This is a genomic window from Pseudomonas sp. LS-2, assembly GCF_003605735.1.
Taxonomy (GTDB): domain Bacteria; phylum Pseudomonadota; class Gammaproteobacteria; order Pseudomonadales; family Pseudomonadaceae; genus Aquipseudomonas.
Genome location: NZ_QXTJ01000039.1, coordinates 893,917 through 909,559 on the forward strand (window position 1 = coordinate 893,917; position 15,643 = coordinate 909,559).

Sequence of the window (15,643 nt, forward strand, 5' to 3'; positions counted from 1 at the left end):
GAGGGAAATGCCAGTGATAACAAAAATCCTGATCGCCAACCGTGGAGAAATCGCTGTCCGTATCGTGCGCGCCTGCGCCGAAATGGGCATCCGCTCGGTTGCGATCTATTCCGACGCGGATCGCCATGCGCTCCACGTGAAGCGTGCGGATGAAGCCTACGGCATTGGTTCCGAACCGCTTGAGGGGTACTTGAACCCGCGCAAACTGGTGAACCTGGCCGTGGAAACCGGTTGCGATGCGTTGCATCCCGGTTATGGCTTCCTCTCGGAAAACGCTGATCTGGCTGAGATTTGCGCCGAGCGTGGGATCAAATTCATCGGGCCGTCCGCTGAAGTGATTCGTCGCATGGGCGACAAGACCGAAGCCCGACGCAGCATGATCAAGGCCGGTGTGCCGGTCACGCCTGGCACCGAAGGCAACGTTGCGGATATCGCCGAGGCGCTCACCGAAGGCGATCGCATCGGCTACCCGGTGATGCTCAAGGCCACTTCCGGCGGTGGCGGTCGTGGCATTCGTCGCTGCAACAGCCGTGAAGAACTGGAACAGGCCTTCCCCCGCGTCATATCCGAAGCCACCAAGGCGTTCGGCAAGGCCGAAGTCTTCCTCGAAAAATGCATCGTCAATCCCAAGCACATCGAGGCGCAGATCCTCGGTGACAGCTTCGGCAACGTCGTGCATCTGTTCGAGCGTGACTGCTCGATTCAGCGCCGCAACCAAAAGCTCATCGAAATCGCCCCAAGTCCTCAGCTGACCCCGGAACAGCGCGCGTACATCGGCGATCTGTCGGTGCGTGCCGCGAAAGCCGTGGGCTACGAGAACGCTGGGACCGTGGAATTCCTGCTAGCCGAGGGTGAGGTGTATTTCATGGAGATGAACACCCGCGTTCAGGTCGAGCACACCATCACCGAAGAGATCACCGGCATCGATATCGTCCGCGAGCAGATCCGCATCGCGTCCGGCCTGCCGCTTTCGGTCAAGCAGGAAGACATCATTCACCGTGGTTTCGCGTTGCAGTTCCGGATCAACGCCGAAGACCCGAAAAACAACTTCCTCCCCAGTTTCGGCAAGATCACCCGTTATTACGCGCCCGGCGGGCCGGGTGTGCGTACCGACACCGCGATCTACACCGGCTACACCATTCCGCCGTACTACGACTCGATGTGCCTGAAGCTGATTGTCTGGGCATTGACCTGGGAAGAGGCGATGGATCGTGGCCTGCGCGCGCTGGATGACATGCGCCTGCAAGGTGTGAAGACCACCGCCGCTTACTACCAGGAAATCCTGCGCAACCCGGAATTCCGCAGCGGCCAGTTCAATACCAGCTTCGTAGAAAGCCATCCGGAACTGACCAACTACTCGATCAAGCGCAAACCCGAAGAGCTGGCACTGGCCATCGCCGCCGCCATTGCCGCCCACGCAGGCCTGTGAGGAACACAACAATGTCCAAGAAGATTTTTGTAACTGACACCATCCTGCGCGACGCTCACCAATCGCTGCTGGCGACCCGCATGCGCACCGAGGACATGCTGCCGATCTGCGAAAAGCTCGACAAGGTCGGCTACTGGTCGCTGGAATGTTGGGGCGGCGCAACCTTCGACGCGTGCGTCCGGTTTTTGAAAGAAGACCCGTGGGAGCGCCTGCGTCAACTGCGCGCTGCCCTGCCTAACACGCGCCTGCAAATGCTGCTGCGCGGTCAGAACCTGCTGGGCTACCGCCATTACAGTGACGACGTGGTCAAGGCGTTCGTCGCCAAGGCGGCGGTCAACGGCATCGACGTGTTCCGTATCTTCGATGCCATGAACGACGTGCGTAACTTGCGCGTGGCCATTGAAGCCGTTAAAGCTTCGGGCAAACACGCCCAAGGCACCATCGCATACACCACAAGCCCGGTGCACACCATCGAGGCGTTTGTCGCCCAGGCCAAACAGATGGAAGCCATGGGTTGCGACTCGGTTGCGATCAAGGACATGGCCGGTCTGCTGACGCCGTACGCCACTGGCGAATTGGTCAAGGCACTGAAATCCGAGCAGTCGCTGCCGGTTTTCATCCACTCCCACGACACTGCCGGTCTGGCTGCGATGTGCCAGATGAAGGCGATCGAGAACGGCGCCGATCACATTGACACTGCCATCTCCAGCTTTGCCTGGGGCACCAGCCATCCGGGCACCGAGTCGATGGTTGCGGGGCTCAAGGGCAGTGAGTTCGATACCGGTCTGGATCTGGAACTGCTGCAAGAAATCGGTCTGTACTTCTACGCCGTGCGTAAGAAGTATCACCAGTTCGAGAGCGAATTTACTGCGGTCGACACTCGCGTACAGGTCAATCAGGTGCCGGGCGGGATGATTTCCAACCTCGCCAACCAGCTCAAAGAGCAAGGCGCGTTGAACCGCATGGGCGAAGTGCTGGCCGAGATCCCTCGCGTACGCAAGGATCTGGGCTACCCGCCGCTGGTGACCCCGACTTCGCAGATCGTGGGCACCCAGGCGTTCTTCAACGTACTGGCCGGCGAGCGCTACAAGACCATCACCAACGAAGTGAAGCTCTACCTCACGGGCGGTTACGGCAAGGCGCCGGGACAGGTCGACGAGAAGCTGCGCCGTCAGGCTATCGGCAACGAAGAACTGATCGACGTTCGTCCAGCCGACCTGTTGAAGCCGGAAATGACCAAGCTGCGCGGTGAAATCGGCGCATTGGCAAAATCCGAAGAAGACGTGCTGACGTACGCCATGTTCCCGGACATTGGTCGCAAGTTTCTCGAAGAACGAGAAGCCGGCACGCTGTCGCCGGAACCGCTGTTGCCAATTCCCGAGCCCGGCACTGTGGCGAAGGCGGGCGGCGAGGGCGTTCCGACTGAATTCGTGATCGACGTTCACGGCGAAAGCTACCGCGTGGATATCACCGGTGTCGGGGTGAAGGCCGAGGGCAAGCGCCACTTCTACCTGTCCATCGACGGCATGCCGGAGGAAGTGGTGTTCGAGCCGCTCAACGAGTTTGTCGGCGGCGGCATCGGCAAGCGCGCTCAGGCCAGCAAACCAGGCCACGTCAGCACCACCATGCCAGGCAATATCGTCGATGTGCTGGTCAAGGAAGGCGATATGGTCAAGGCCGGTCAGGCAGTGCTGATCACCGAGGCGATGAAGATGGAAACCGAGGTTCAGGCAGCTGTCGCCGGTAAGGTGGTGGCGATCCACGTCGCCAAGGGTGACCGCGTGAACCCCGGCGAAATTCTGGTAGAGATCGAAGGCTGATCGCGACGCCTCAAAGATAAACAGCCTCCCGCGCACAGACGCGGGGATGGCTGACGGTTAACCTCTGGGGGAGCTCTCGTGGCTCCTCTTTTTTTGTCTGCGATTCAGTGATGCGCAGAGATGCCCAGATCCAGACCGGCCTCGGCCATCAAACTGTCGCGATCCGGATTTGCTCCAGCGTCTTGAGCTGTTTCCCATCAGCGAAGTTGTCCACAGCCAGCCAGGCGGCGAAAGCCCTCTGTCGCTCAGGCCATTCGCTGTCCAGGATCGAGAACCAGGCTGTGTTGCGGTTCTTGCCCTTGACCACCATGTGCTGGCGGAAGGTGCCCTCGAAGCTGAAACCGAAGCGTTCGGCGGCGCGCATGGAGCGGGCATTGTCCGCATTGCACTTCCATTCCAGGCGACGGTTGCCCAGCGCGAAGGATTCCTGTGCGAGCAGGTAAACCGCCTCGGTGCTCTTGGGTGTGCGCTGCATTGAGGCGCCAAAGGTCACGTGGCCGATCTCGACGCGCCCCTGACTCGGAACGATGGACATCAGGCTGAGAAAGCCATCCAGCACGCCGGTCTCTTGATCCACCACGGTGTAGAACCATGGGTCGGTCGAGGCTTCCAGGCCCGCCAGGTAGTCATCGAAGGCGCTGCGTTCGGTGAAGGGGCCGACGGCCAGGTAATCCCAGAGTTTCGGGTCGGCGCCGGGGCCCTCAAGCGCTGCCCAAAGACCGTCCGCGTGACGGGCAGCATTGAGTTTCTCCAGACGGATGAAGCGTCCGTTCAGGGTTCGGGTGTCCGGCAGCGCTGCCGATTGCCAATGTTCAAGATTCGACATGTTCGGATTCCAGTCTTACAACGGTTTGCGGAATTGGATGAAGCCCGGTCGTTCGGCGATGCGCTCATACAACTGAATGGCCGTGGCATTGGTTTCGTGAGTCAGCCAGTGGACCTTGTCGGCGCCACCGTTTTTAGCCGCGACGTACACGTACTCGATCAGCTTGCGACCGACGCCAGTGCCGCGTTGCTCAGGGACGACCAGCAAATCCTGCAAATAGCAGGCGTAATCGATGCTCCAGTTCGAGCGATGAAAGATGAAATGCACCATCCCGACTGCCTTGCCGTCCTCCCAGGCGAGGGCGGCGTTGGTGGGTTCGTTGCTGTCGAGAAAACGCTGCCAGGTGCTCGCGGTCACTGCATCGGATAATTCGGTCTTGTAGAAGGTCAGGTAAGCCTTCCACAGCGGGAGCCACGCGTCGTGATCTTCGGCGGTGACAGGGCGAATCTGTACATTTGACACGGGTTTCTCCTTGGTTCATGGAGCGAACGATTACGGATCGTAGCGCCCCGGATTGCATGGCATCCAACGATTCGAGCCGACGATGTCTGCATCCCATAGAAAGCGGAGCCAGGAATGAGATTTTCCTTGGCGACTGAATCAATCCTAGGCAGCCTAATGGTCTGTTGTAAGAACCAATAACGATCAATTTCGTAGGGCCAATCGAATGCCTGCTTCCGCGCCTGCCTTGACCTTCGACTTCGCCGGAATCGCGCTGGACCGACGCCATGGGCTGAGTCGTCAGCTCTATCAGGCGTTGCGCCAGCGAATCCTCGACGGGCGTCTGCTCAGTGGCACGCGTTTGCCAGCCAGCCGGGATCTGGCGATTTCCCTGTCGATCTCCCGCAACAGCGTAATGCGCGCCTACGATCAGCTGTATGCCGAAGGCTTCACTGAAGGACGGATCGGGGACGGCACTTACGTTGCCCAACTTCCGGATAAACCAAAAGCGCTGAAAAAAGTATCCACAAAACTGTCCACAGGGTTATCACCAAGCTTATCAACAGGTTTATCCACAAAATCGCTCATTCAACCTGATGATTTATCCAGTGAAGTTATCCACAGTGCTTCGTTGGAGCTGCTTGAGCGCCATCATTTGAGTGCTCATAAAACGGGTATGCCGAAAGCGTTCCGCGTCGGTATTCCAGCATTCGATCTCTTTCCTTTTGACGTTTGGGGCAAGCTCCACGCAGCTTTCTGGCGCAAACCGGGTTTGCATCAGTTGGGCTACGGGGACCCGGCAGGGGAATGGCGGCTCCGTGAACTCATTGCTGCATATTTGAGAACCTCCCGTGACATGCACTGTGTGCCTGAGCAAATTGTGATCACCAGTGGCGCTCAACAGGCAATTACCCTTTGTGCACAGTTGCTGTTGAACGCTGGCGACGGGGTGGCGGTTGAAAATCCCGGATACCGTGCGGCCGGCCACGCGTTCGCCGTCGCGGGGGCGAAACTGCATGGAATGCCGGTGGACGCGGAGGGGATGCGTTGCCCGGATTCGAGCGACAGCAGTTGTAAACTGGCCTACGTCACGCCCTCTCACCAATACCCCTTGGGCGTGACCATGAGCCTGGCCAGGCGCCTCGATCTGCTGGCCTGGGCCGAGCGTAATCAAGGCTGGATCGTGGAGGATGATTACGATGGCGAGTACCGCTACAGCGGAGCGCCTTTGTCGCCGTTGGCTGCGCTGGACCGGCATGGGCGCGTTCTGTATGTCGGGACGTTCGCCAAGGTGGCGTTTCCGGCGTTGCGTCTTGGGTATCTGGTGTTGCCGCGCAATCTGGTCAAGCCTTTCAGTCAGCGACGGGCCGTGGACATGCGTCACTCGGAGATTGGCACTCAGGCGGTCATGGCCGAGTTCATCGCGGCGGGGCACTTTCAGCGGCATATCCGGCGCATGCGTCGCGCGGCATTGAGTCGACGCGATGCGCTACTCGCCGGGTGGCCAGAAGATCTGCGCGGCTGCAGTCCGATGCCCAGACCGCTGGCGGGGCTGCATGTGTCGGTGGAAGTTGACAGCATAGAGCGAGAGCGGGAACTGGTGGCAAAGGCGGAAAGCGTGGGGGTCGAGGTCGCGCCGTTGAGCGGGTACTGGCTGCCCGAATCGGGCACCCCTGTGGAGAACCGGGCCGGCTTGGTGCTGGGATTTGCGGCGGTGCCGGAGGCGGATATTGCGTCGGCCCTGGAGAGGTTGCGCCGGGTGTGGCGAGATTGATCAAAACGGTCTCTCGACCGGAGCTATGTTGCAGTCCGGCTTGCCGGCGGTGGGGCTGTGAGATCGCCACCGCTGGCGAGCCTTGCTGCTACACGTGATTCACTGTCCGGCAGCGCTTAATGCTCAGCATTTACGTGGGTATACTCGCGCCCATTGCAACCATTCCCTGAGATACCTTCATGAGCCTTCCTCTTTCTGCGACGCCGGAACGCAAGTTCGGCACGCCGCTGATTGCCTTCATTCTGTTGGTCATCGGCGCACTCTTTCTCCAGTCCGCTGTGGGCGGCAAACAAGTACTGCTGCTGATCGTCGGTGCGGCGCTGGGTCTGACGCTTTACCACGCGGCGTTCGGCTTCACCTCAGCGTGGCGCGTATTCATCAACGAGCGTCGTGGTGCCGGTCTGCGTGCGCAGATGGTGATGCTGGCGATCGCTGTGGTCCTGTTCTTCCCGGCGCTTGGCGCAGGCACTTTGTTCGGCAATCCGGTGACGGGCCTGGTCGCGCCAGCGGGTGTATCGGTCGTGTTCGGCGCGTTTATCTTCGGTATCGGCATGCAGATGGGCGGCGGTTGCGCATCAGGAACGCTGTTCACGGTTGGTGGTGGTAATGCGCGGATGGTCGTGACGTTGCTGTTCTTCATCATCGGTTCGGTGGTGGCCACCCATCACGCCGATTGGTGGTTCTCGCTGCCGTCGTTTCCGGCTACCTCCATCGTCAAGGTCTTTGGCGTGATGCCCGCGCTGATCATGAGCCTGGCACTGTTCGCCATCATCGCTCTGGTCACGATCAAGCTGGAAAAGCGTCGCCATGGCGAGCTGGAAGCGGCCGTTGGCAGCGAGCATGTCGGTCTGCGGCGTTTCCTGCGCGGCCCGTGGCCGCTGGTGTGGGGCGCCATCGCGCTGGCTTTGCTCAACTATGCGACCTTGGCACTGGCTGGCCGCCCTTGGGGCATCACCTCGGCGTTCGCCTTGTGGGGCGCGAAAGTGGCGAGCGGTCTGGGCGTTGATGTCGGCAGTTGGGTGTTCTGGCAGAGTCCGGCGAACGCCAAGGCGCTGGCCGCTCCGGTGTGGGAAGACATCACCACCGTAATGGACATTGGCATCATGCTGGGTGCGGCAGTGGCGGCGGGGCTTGCCGGACGTTTCTCGCCAAGTCTGAAGATCCCGACGCGTTCCCTAGTCGCGGCGGTGATTGGCGGTCTTTTACTGGGTTACGGTTCGCGCCTGGCCTACGGCTGCAATATCGGTGCATATTTCAGCGGCATCGCTTCAGGCAGCCTGCATGGCTGGCTTTGGCTGATCGCGGCATTCGCCGGCAATGCGGTGGGTGTGCGTATTCGTCCGTTCTTCTTCGAAGGCGAGCGCCGTCCGGTTGTCTTGACCGGTTGCTGATCAGAAGCTGAACAAATGGTTTGTTGCAGTCCGGCTTGCCGGCGGTGGCGCTTGCAGTATCGCTACCGCCGGCAAACCGGACTGCTACTAGGGATGGTCCAACTTAGCGGTATTACTTCAGCTGTTCCTTCGCCACCTTGACGATGTTGTCAGTGGTAAATCCGAACTTTGCCTGCAACTTGTCGATCGGTGCCGAGGCGCCGAACGTGTTCATCACGATCTTCGCGCCGCTCTGACCGACATACCGATCCCAGCCGACAGGTCCCGCCTGTTCCACCACCAGGCGCGCAGTCACGCTCGGTGGCAATACGCTGTCGCGATAGGCCTTGTCCTGGTCCTCGAACAATTCCCAACTCGGCATCGACACCACGCGTGCAGCAATGCCGTCGGCCTTGAGTTTCTCGAACGCTTCGACGGTCATCCCGACCTCGCTGCCGGTAGCGATCAGGATCACGTCCACTTTGTCTTTCATGGCGTCGGCCAGCACATAGGCACCCTTGGCAACGTTTTCGGCGCTGGCATATTTCGAGCGGTCCAGCGTTGGCATCGGCTGGCGGGACAGTACAAGGCAGCTTGGGCGATGAGTCTGCGCCAGCGCGACCTTCCAGGCTTCGGCGGTTTCGTTGGCGTCCCCTGGACGCAACGTCAGCAAGCCGGGCGTGGCACGAAGCTGCGTGAGGTGCTCGATAGGCTGGTGGGTCGGACCGTCTTCACCGACGCCGATGGAGTCATGGGTGAAGACGAACACGACGGGCAATTCCATGATCGAGGCCAGGCGAATTGGCGGTTTCATGTAATCGCTGAACACCAGAAACGTTGAGGTGTACGGGCGTATATAGGACAGCGCCAGGCCGTTGGCGATGGAGCCCATGGCGTGCTCGCGGATACCGAAGTGCAGATTGCGGCCACCGTAGTTGTCGGCTTCGAAGCTGCCAGCCCCTTCAAAGGTCAGGTTGGTTTTGGTGGAGGGGGAAAGGTCTGCTGATCCTCCGATGAGCCAGGGAATCTGTTGGGCGAAGCCGTTCAGAACCTTGCCACCCGAGGCCCGCGTAGCGATGCCTTTCGCATCGGCGTCGAAGCTGACCGCCGTGTTGCGCCATCCCTCTGGCATCTCCCCGGCACGCATTCTCTGAAGTTCATCGGCCAGCGCCGGCTGATCTTTCTCGAAGCGCGCGAACGTCTCCTGCCAGGCGTCGTAATCACTGCCGCTTCGCTCCAACAGCGCGTCGCGCAGGTGATGGCGGGCTTCTTCCGGCACCAGAAAGCTGCTGTTTTCGTCCCAGCTATAGGCTTTCTTGGTCAGCTTGATTTCATCTTCACCCAGCGGTTCGCCGTGGGCCGATGCGGTGTTGTGTTTGTTCGGCGAGCCATAGCCGATCACGCTGTCGACCACGATCAGGGTCGGCGCATCATTGGTCTGCTGGAAGGTCTGGATCGCCTGGGCCAGCGCCGCGGCGTCGTTGGCGTCTTTCACATGCAGAGTTTTCCAGCCGTAGCCTTCGAAGCGCTTGAGTGGATCGTCGCTGTAGGCCAGTTCCGTGTGGCCTTCGATGCTGATGGTGTTGTTGTCGTAGATCCAGCAAAGGTTGGACAGTTTAAGGTGACCGGCAAGGGAAGCCGCTTCGGCCGTCACGCCTTCCATCATGTCGCCGTCGCCGCACAATACATAGACGTTGTAATCGAACAGTGTCGCGCCTGGTTTGTTGAAATGTTCACCCAGCCAACGCTCGGCCATTGCCATGCCCACGCTGTTGGCGCAGCCCTGACCCAGCGGGCCGGTGGTGGTTTCAACGCCAGTGGTCATGCGGTACTCAGGGTGACCGGGGGTCTTGGAGTTCAGTTGGCGAAACTGTTTGATGTCTTCCAGGCTCACCGCTGGTTTGCCTGAGCGCTTACCGTGCTCGTCGATTTCGACCACGCCTGCCAGATGCAGCAGTGAGTACAGCAGCATCGATGCATGACCTACCGAGAGCACGAAACGGTCGCGGTTTGGCCAGTCGGGATGTTCAGGGTGATAGCGCAGGAAATTTTTCCACAGTGTATAGCCGACCGGCGCAAGCGCCATGGGCGTGCCGGGGTGGCCAGAGTTGGCCTTCTGCACGGCATCCATCGCCAGGGTGCGGATGGTGTTGATGGTCAGTTGATCGCGGTCGCTGTGCTGTGGCGCTGGTCGTTCGGTGGAGTGAGAGGTAGCAGACGAGCTCATTAACTTTCTCCTCGTAACGTGTGGCTGAAGCTTCCAGATAGGTGTTGAGCACGGGGAGGGCGGGTTCGTTCCATGAATAATCTGTTAGCTGACTGGCGTGCCGTCTCAAAGCATTAACCGATTCAGCAACTCGTCGATCCGGAGGAGTTCTGGCGAACCATCTGGTCCATTTGCATTCGAACCCTTGGGGTTTGTGCATGTTGCCGTACCCGATCACTGACTTTTGAACGGGGGTGGCCTTTGCAGGAAACGATCATCAAGAAATATCGCGCCATGATCAGAACCTTCACCTACATCGGTTGGTCGCTGTTCTGGCTATTGATCTGGGACGTCATCGTCACGGTCGATTTCATGCTCTATCTGGAGCGCAAGATCACCTTGCCGTCGATGCCGCTGACGTTGCTCGGTTCGGCGCTGGTGGTGCTGACCAGTTTCCGTAACTCAAGTGCCTACAACCGCTGGTGGGAGGCGCGCACGTTGTGGGGGGCACTGGTCAATAACTCCCGAAGCTTTGCGCGACAGGTTCTGACGCTGATCGACGACGAGGATGAGCTGAACCCGGTCAAAGCCGTACTGCTGCGTCGGCACGTGGCATATGTGGAATGTTTGTCAGCGCATTTGAAGGGCGGGGATTGCGGCGAGGACGTGACCGCGATGATTCCGCGTGAAGAGTATGAGCGCCGCAAACGCACCAATAACTTCCCCAACGACATCCTCAATGAATCCGCCGCGATCATCGCGGGCGAATACAAGGCTGGCCGCCTGGACAGCATTCGTCTTGAACGGCTGGAAGCGACATTGGTGGAGATTTCCAATTGCCAGGGTGGCATGGAGCGAATCGCCAATACGCCGCTGCCTTATCCGTACGTGACGTTCCCGCGTTTGTTCATCACGCTGTTCTGCATCATCGTGCCCATCGGGCTTGTCGAAACCCTCGGCTGGTTTACGCCACTGGCTTCCACGGTCGTGGGTTTCATGTTGCTGGCGATCGAGAAGATCGGCACCGACCTGCAAAGCCCGTTCAAGGCATCCGAGCATGAGATTCAGATGAAAGCGCTGTGCGAAAACATCTCGGGGAATTTGAATTCGATGCTGCGCGATGCCACCGAAAAGCAGCGGTAAGCCCCAAGCGGCGTTCTGATCGTTCCCACGCTCCGCGTGGTAATGGCGTCCGTGACGCTCGGCGTCACACAATGGACGCGGAGCGTGGGCACGATCAGCTTTGTCGCTGCTTTTAGGTGCCCGACTTGATCTTGGTCCACACACGCGTCCGCGCCCGCTCGGCATCACGGGGCAGCGGTGTCAGCGTGTAGAGCGTCTTCATCGCTTCGTCGGTCGGGTACAGATTCGGGTTAGTGCGGATTGCCGGATCGACCATTTCGGTCGCGTCCTTGTTCGGGTTCGGATACCCGACGAAGTCGCTGATCGGCGCGATCACCTTCGGTTGCAGGAGGTAGTTGATGAACGTGTGGGCATCCTCCACGTCCTTGGCGCCCTTCGGAATCGCCAGCATGTCGAACCAGATCGGCGCACCTTCCTTCGGCAGGCGCATGTCCACGACAACACCGTTCTTGGCCTCCTTGGCGCGGTTCGCGGCTTGCGAGAAGCTGCCCGAATAGCCCACTGCTACGCAGATATCGCCGTTGGCAATGTCAGCCATGTACTTGGAGGAGTGGAAGTAGGTGATGTACGGACGAATCTTCATCAGCAAGGCTTCTGCCTTGTCGTAATCCTTCGGATTCTTGCTGTTTGGATCAAGCCCCAGATACTTCAGGGCGAGCGGCAGGATCTCGGAAGGCGAATCCAGCAGCGTCACGCCGCACTGTTTCAGTTTGCTGATGTTTTCCTCCTTGAAAATCAGATCCCAGCTGTCCACAGGTGCGTTGTCGCCAAGCACCGCCTTGACCTTGTCCGGGTTGAAGCCAATCAGGATGGTGCCGTACATGTAAGGCACGGCGAACTTGTTGCCCGGATCGTTGGCCTCCAGCAGCTTCATCAGCTTGGGGTCCAGGTGCGAATAGTTGGTCAGCTTCGACTTATCCAGCGGCTGAAACACGCCGGCCTGGATCTGCTTGGCGAGAAACACGTTGGACGGCACGACGACGTCGTAGCCCGAGTTGCCCGTCAGCAGTTTGGCTTCCAGTGCTTCGTTGGTGTCGAAAATGTCGTAGATCAGCGGGACCTTGGTGTCCTTCTTGAAGTTTTCCAGGGTCTGCGGCGTGATGTAGTCGAACCAGTTATAGACGCGCAGGGTCTTTTGCTCGTCGGCGTGCACCAGGCCGCCGAGCATGGCCGCACCGGAAGTGCAGAGGAGGGCTGACGCGATAAAGCGTTTGAGTCTGTTCATCGTGGTTGCTCTTCTTCGAATTGAGAGGGTCAGACGCGTTCGAAACCTTCCAGCACGTTCACGGCATTGATGCCGATTTCCTCGACGGCGTAGCCGCCTTCCATCACGAACAGAGTGGGCTTGCCCATGCGTGCGATGCGTTCGCCCATGAGCAGGTAATCCGGGCTGTCGAGCTTGAATTGCGAGATCGGGTCGTCCTTGTAGGTGTCGACGCCAAGCGACACCACCACGACGTCGGCGCCAAAGCGTTCGATCTCTGCGCAAGCCTTTTCCAGCGCCGCGCTCCATTGCGTCCAGTCGCTTCCGGCTGCCAGTGGATAGTTGAAGTTGAAGCCTTCCCCGGCGCCTTCGCCGAGCTCGTCTTCGTAGCCGAGGAAGAACGGGAACTCCGCTTCAGGGTGCCCGTGGATTGAGGTGAACAGCACGTCGCTGCGCTCGTAGAAAATCGACTGAGTGCCGTTGCCGTGGTGGTAATCGACGTCGAGGATCGCGACCGTTTTGTGCCCTTGGTCGAGAAAGGCCTGGGCCGCGATGGCCGCATTGTTCAGGTAGCAATAGCCGCCCATGACATCGCTGGCCGCGTGATGTCCCGGTGGACGGCACAGGGCGAACGCGCTGCGAGCGCCATTCTGGATCGCTGACTGAGCGGTGAGTGCAACCTGGGCTGCGCTGTAAGCGGCTTGCCAGGTGCCGGCAGTGATGGGAGCGCCAGCGTCGAACGTGTAATAACCCAGTTGCCCGTGCAGGCTGGTGGGAATGACCGAGCGCAAGGTTCGAGCAGGCCAGGTGTAGGGAAGTAGATCACCTTCCGGATTGGTCTCGGCCCAACGTGCCCAGGCACCTTTGAAGAATTCCAGAAACGCCTTGGTGTGAATGCGTTCGATCGGTGCAATGCCGAAGTCCTGCGGGCTCTCTACAGCGCCTATCTCACGGTCTGTAACCCGTTGCAGCACATGGTCGGCGCGCGATGGCATCTCGAAACAGGGCATCAGCTTGCCGTCGATCAACTCGCAGCGGCCATGATGAAGATGGTGATCGTCCGAATAGATCGTCAGCATTTTTTTGTTCTCCCGGGGCTAAGTTGACTGCCATTCTTGTGGCGCAAGGCTTTTCAGAGAACGACGGAAACGGCCAAAAGGGGATTAATTCGGCCATAAACTCTGTCCGTAAATCGCCCCTAAATGTGGCGGATCGCCCTGTTTCGAGGCAAGTGCCGAGGCAAGTAGTCAAACCCGAAACTGGCTCGGCGCCACACCGCTCCAGCGAATGAAGGCATGACGAAAGCTGGCGGTTTCGCTGAAGCCAAGCTCTTCGGCGATGCGATGAATGGGCAGTTGATCGTCCTGCAGTAATTGCTTGGCTCGCTCGAAGCGTATCTCGTCGAGCAGTTGTTGATAGCTGCTGCCGGTCGCCTGCAAATGACGGCGCAGGGTGCGCTCCGAGCAGTTCATCTTTTGCGCCAGCACGCTGAGGCTTGGGGTCTGATCGAGTTGGTCTGATAGCAGATAACGAATTCGTCCCAGCCACGCCTGGCGCCCGGTGAACTCGATGTTCTGCCGACGGCAACGCTCACGCATGTCGCGGTGCGTCACAGGATCGGCGAGGTTAAGCGGCTGATCGATCCAGCGTTTGTCGAAAGCGAACGCGTTGTCTTCGGCATTGAAGTGCAAGGTGCAGGCGAAGCTTTCGCGATAGCTGGCCTGGTAATCAGGGGCGTCATGGGCGAAGCGGGCGCCAAGCAGTGGCAAGGGTTTGCCCAGCAAGTCGTCGCATATCACCTTCAGCGATGCCATGCACAACTCGGCGTTGAAGACCCGCAGGCCCTCGTCGTCGCGATAGTCGCTGGCGCTGAACCAGATACGCTCGCCGTCCTCGATCAACTGCAGTTCGAACAACGTGCCGAGCAACGCCGGGTATTCCAGCGCCAGGCGCAAGGCGTCACCGAAAGTGGCACTGGTCAGCAGGGCGTAACCGAGAATCCCGTAGGACGACACGTGCATGCGCCGGCCGAGTGGCAAACCGATCTCCCTGCGCAGCGCTACCGCATTGGCGCAGACCTGCATTTCCTGAAAAGTGGTAATGCGGATACCCGGCCGACTCAGATCCGCTTCAGTGATCCCACTCCCGGCCAGCAACGCTTCGCTGCCCCAGCCTTCGGCCGAAAACGTCTCGAGCACCAGCGAAACGGCGTTGAGGGTGGTGAGGTGAGAATGAAGCATGAGGCCGTTCCGAATGTTTTTTATCGGAGAAGGGGAGCAAGAGGTGTGCCGTAGATCGTGGATGTTCGCGAAGTGGTGTAGGAGCGCGCTTGCCCGCGATACATTTGTCCAGACATTGCAATGTTGTCTGGGCCTTCGCCATCGCGGGCAAGCGCGCTCCTACACGGAGGGTATGTCAATGCTGATCAGCGCAACTCCCCACACACATCCAGTTCCACCAGACGCCGCACGTCGTCCTGCGCCAGCCCCGCCCCCAGCAGCGCGTGCAGCTTGCCGAACGCCGCTTCGCGGGTCATGCCGCCGCCGGACAGGACGCCAACTGCGCGCAAGCGGCTGCCGGCTTCGTAGACATCAAGCTCCACGCCGCCTTCATGGCATTGAGTGATCGCGACCACACAGATGCCTTGTTCGCGGGCACGCTGCAGGCTGTTGAGAAAGGCCGGATTGTCGCTGGGGCCGGTGCCGCTGCCGAAGCATTCGAGGATCAGGCCTTGAATGCCGCTGTCGATCAGGCCATCCAGTTGCGCGGCGCCTATGCCGGGAAACAACGGCAACACCGCGACGCTGACCAACTGCTTGGGTTGGCGATAATCCAGCGCCGCTGGCAAATGGGACACCGCCTGCTCCCCACGCGCACGATTCAGCGCAGCGAACGGATTACGCCCGAAGCTGCGAATCTTGGCGCAACGTGTTGGCTGCAGCAGCTCACCGTGGAAGTACAGGTGCACACCCGCTGGCAGGCCTTTGCCGAGTGATTGCAATGCACCGTTGACGTTCTCCCAGGCATCGCTGTCCGGGACGCCCGCAGGCAGCATGGAGCCGGTAAAGACTACCGGCGCATTCAATCCCAGCAACTGGAAACTCATGGCCGCTGCGCTGTAAGCCAGAGTATCGGTGCCGTGCAGGATCAGCACGGCATCGCAGCCCTTCACTTCGACGGCGTCGACCACGGCTTCGCGCAGGCGCTGCCAGTAGTCGGGTGTCATGTTGGCGCTGTCAATCAAAGGAGACATTTCGCGAAACTGCCATTGCGGCACTACCAGCGCGGGCTGACCAGCGAGTTGCTCGGCCATCCGTGCTTCGAATCCGGAAGCCGGTGCCAGACCGTTTTCACTGGCCTGCATACCGATGGTTCCACCGGTATAAAGCACCATCACTTGCTGGGCCGGTGCGTGGTTTTCGCGATTCAT

General features: G+C 59.7%; 12 protein-coding genes. 5 read left to right on the top strand and 7 right to left on the bottom strand.

Annotation, left to right across the window (positions count from 1 at the left end; genetic code table 11):
- The first annotated feature begins 13 nt into the window (after positions 1-13).
- Together D3M70_RS25340 and oadA are read left to right on the top strand one after the other, a co-directional pair.
- Entirely contained in the window at positions 14-1,429 is a 1,416-nt protein-coding gene (locus D3M70_RS25340; RefSeq protein ID WP_120128432.1) for an acetyl-CoA carboxylase biotin carboxylase subunit, read from the top strand.
- Positions 1,430-1,440: 11 nt separating this feature from the next.
- On the top strand, positions 1,441-3,249 hold the full coding sequence (oadA, locus tag D3M70_RS25345) for a sodium-extruding oxaloacetate decarboxylase subunit alpha (RefSeq protein WP_120128335.1): 1,809 nt from the start codon (positions 1,441-1,443) through the stop codon (positions 3,247-3,249).
- A gap of 148 nt (positions 3,250-3,397) precedes the next feature.
- Here oadA and D3M70_RS25350 read toward each other — a convergent pair whose 3' ends face one another.
- A complete protein-coding gene (locus D3M70_RS25350; protein ID WP_120128336.1) occupies positions 3,398-4,075 on the bottom strand; it encodes a GNAT family N-acetyltransferase in 678 nt (225 codons plus the stop codon).
- Between the two features lie 15 nt (positions 4,076-4,090).
- The gene (locus D3M70_RS25355) at positions 4,091-4,537 is read right to left on the bottom strand and encodes a GNAT family N-acetyltransferase (protein ID WP_120128337.1); all 447 of its coding nucleotides are present in this window, start codon (positions 4,535-4,537) and stop codon (positions 4,091-4,093) included.
- A 205-nt stretch (positions 4,538-4,742) separates the two neighbouring features.
- Here D3M70_RS25355 and D3M70_RS25360 point away from each other — a divergent pair, with 205 nt between their 5' ends.
- Together D3M70_RS25360 and D3M70_RS25365 are read left to right on the top strand one after the other, a co-directional pair.
- Positions 4,743-6,290, top strand: coding sequence for a PLP-dependent aminotransferase family protein (locus D3M70_RS25360; protein ID WP_120128338.1), 1,548 nt, complete (start codon positions 4,743-4,745; stop codon positions 6,288-6,290).
- A 179-nt stretch (positions 6,291-6,469) separates the two neighbouring features.
- The gene (locus tag D3M70_RS25365) at positions 6,470-7,681 is read left to right on the top strand and encodes a YeeE/YedE family protein (protein WP_120128339.1); all 1,212 of its coding nucleotides are present in this window, start codon (positions 6,470-6,472) and stop codon (positions 7,679-7,681) included.
- Between the two features lie 112 nt (positions 7,682-7,793).
- On the opposite strand, the gene tkt is transcribed toward D3M70_RS25365, so the two are convergent.
- Positions 7,794-9,887, bottom strand: a complete 2,094-nt coding sequence (gene tkt / locus D3M70_RS25370; RefSeq protein WP_120128340.1) for a transketolase — start codon at positions 9,885-9,887, stop codon at positions 7,794-7,796.
- A gap of 240 nt (positions 9,888-10,127) precedes the next feature.
- Between tkt and D3M70_RS25375 the strand changes: the two genes are divergently transcribed.
- Complete coding sequence (locus tag D3M70_RS25375; protein WP_120128341.1) at positions 10,128-11,009, top strand: bestrophin family protein; 882 nt, start codon at positions 10,128-10,130, stop codon at positions 11,007-11,009.
- A gap of 112 nt (positions 11,010-11,121) precedes the next feature.
- Here the strand turns inward: D3M70_RS25375 and D3M70_RS25380 are convergent, their stop codons facing one another.
- The 4 genes from D3M70_RS25380 to D3M70_RS25395 all read right to left on the bottom strand — a co-directional run bounded on the left by D3M70_RS25380 (position 11,122) and on the right by D3M70_RS25395 (position 15,643).
- The gene (locus D3M70_RS25380) at positions 11,122-12,234 is read right to left on the bottom strand and encodes a polyamine ABC transporter substrate-binding protein (protein WP_120128342.1); all 1,113 of its coding nucleotides are present in this window, start codon (positions 12,232-12,234) and stop codon (positions 11,122-11,124) included.
- A gap of 29 nt (positions 12,235-12,263) precedes the next feature.
- Positions 12,264-13,292 (bottom strand): histone deacetylase family protein, encoded by a 1,029-nt coding sequence (locus D3M70_RS25385; protein WP_120128343.1) that lies wholly within the window; start codon positions 13,290-13,292, stop codon positions 12,264-12,266.
- Between the two features lie 168 nt (positions 13,293-13,460).
- Entirely contained in the window at positions 13,461-14,453 is a 993-nt protein-coding gene (locus D3M70_RS25390; protein ID WP_120128344.1) for an AraC family transcriptional regulator, read from the bottom strand.
- Between the two features lie 185 nt (positions 14,454-14,638).
- Positions 14,639-15,643 carry an asparaginase gene (locus D3M70_RS25395; RefSeq protein WP_120128345.1) on the bottom strand — a complete coding sequence of 335 codons (1,005 nt, stop codon included), beginning with the start codon at positions 15,641-15,643 and terminating at the stop codon, positions 14,639-14,641.

Coding starts and splice junctions, on each gene's coding strand:
- oadA (WP_120128335.1), top strand. CDS start 1,441: ATGTCCAAGAAGATTTTTGTAACTGACACCATCCTGCGCGACGCTCAC.
- D3M70_RS25350 (WP_120128336.1), bottom strand. CDS start 4,075: ATGTCGAATCTTGAACATTGGCAATCGGCAGCGCTGCCGGACACCCGA.
- D3M70_RS25360 (WP_120128338.1), top strand. CDS start 4,743: ATGCCTGCTTCCGCGCCTGCCTTGACCTTCGACTTCGCCGGAATCGCG.
- D3M70_RS25365 (WP_120128339.1), top strand. CDS start 6,470: ATGAGCCTTCCTCTTTCTGCGACGCCGGAACGCAAGTTCGGCACGCCG.
- tkt (WP_120128340.1), bottom strand. CDS start 9,887: ATGAGCTCGTCTGCTACCTCTCACTCCACCGAACGACCAGCGCCACAG.
- D3M70_RS25380 (WP_120128342.1), bottom strand. CDS start 12,234: ATGAACAGACTCAAACGCTTTATCGCGTCAGCCCTCCTCTGCACTTCC.
- D3M70_RS25385 (WP_120128343.1), bottom strand. CDS start 13,292: ATGCTGACGATCTATTCGGACGATCACCATCTTCATCATGGCCGCTGC.
- D3M70_RS25390 (WP_120128344.1), bottom strand. CDS start 14,453: ATGCTTCATTCTCACCTCACCACCCTCAACGCCGTTTCGCTGGTGCTC.
- D3M70_RS25395 (WP_120128345.1), bottom strand. CDS start 15,643: ATGAATCGCGAAAACCACGCACCGGCCCAGCAAGTGATGGTGCTTTAT.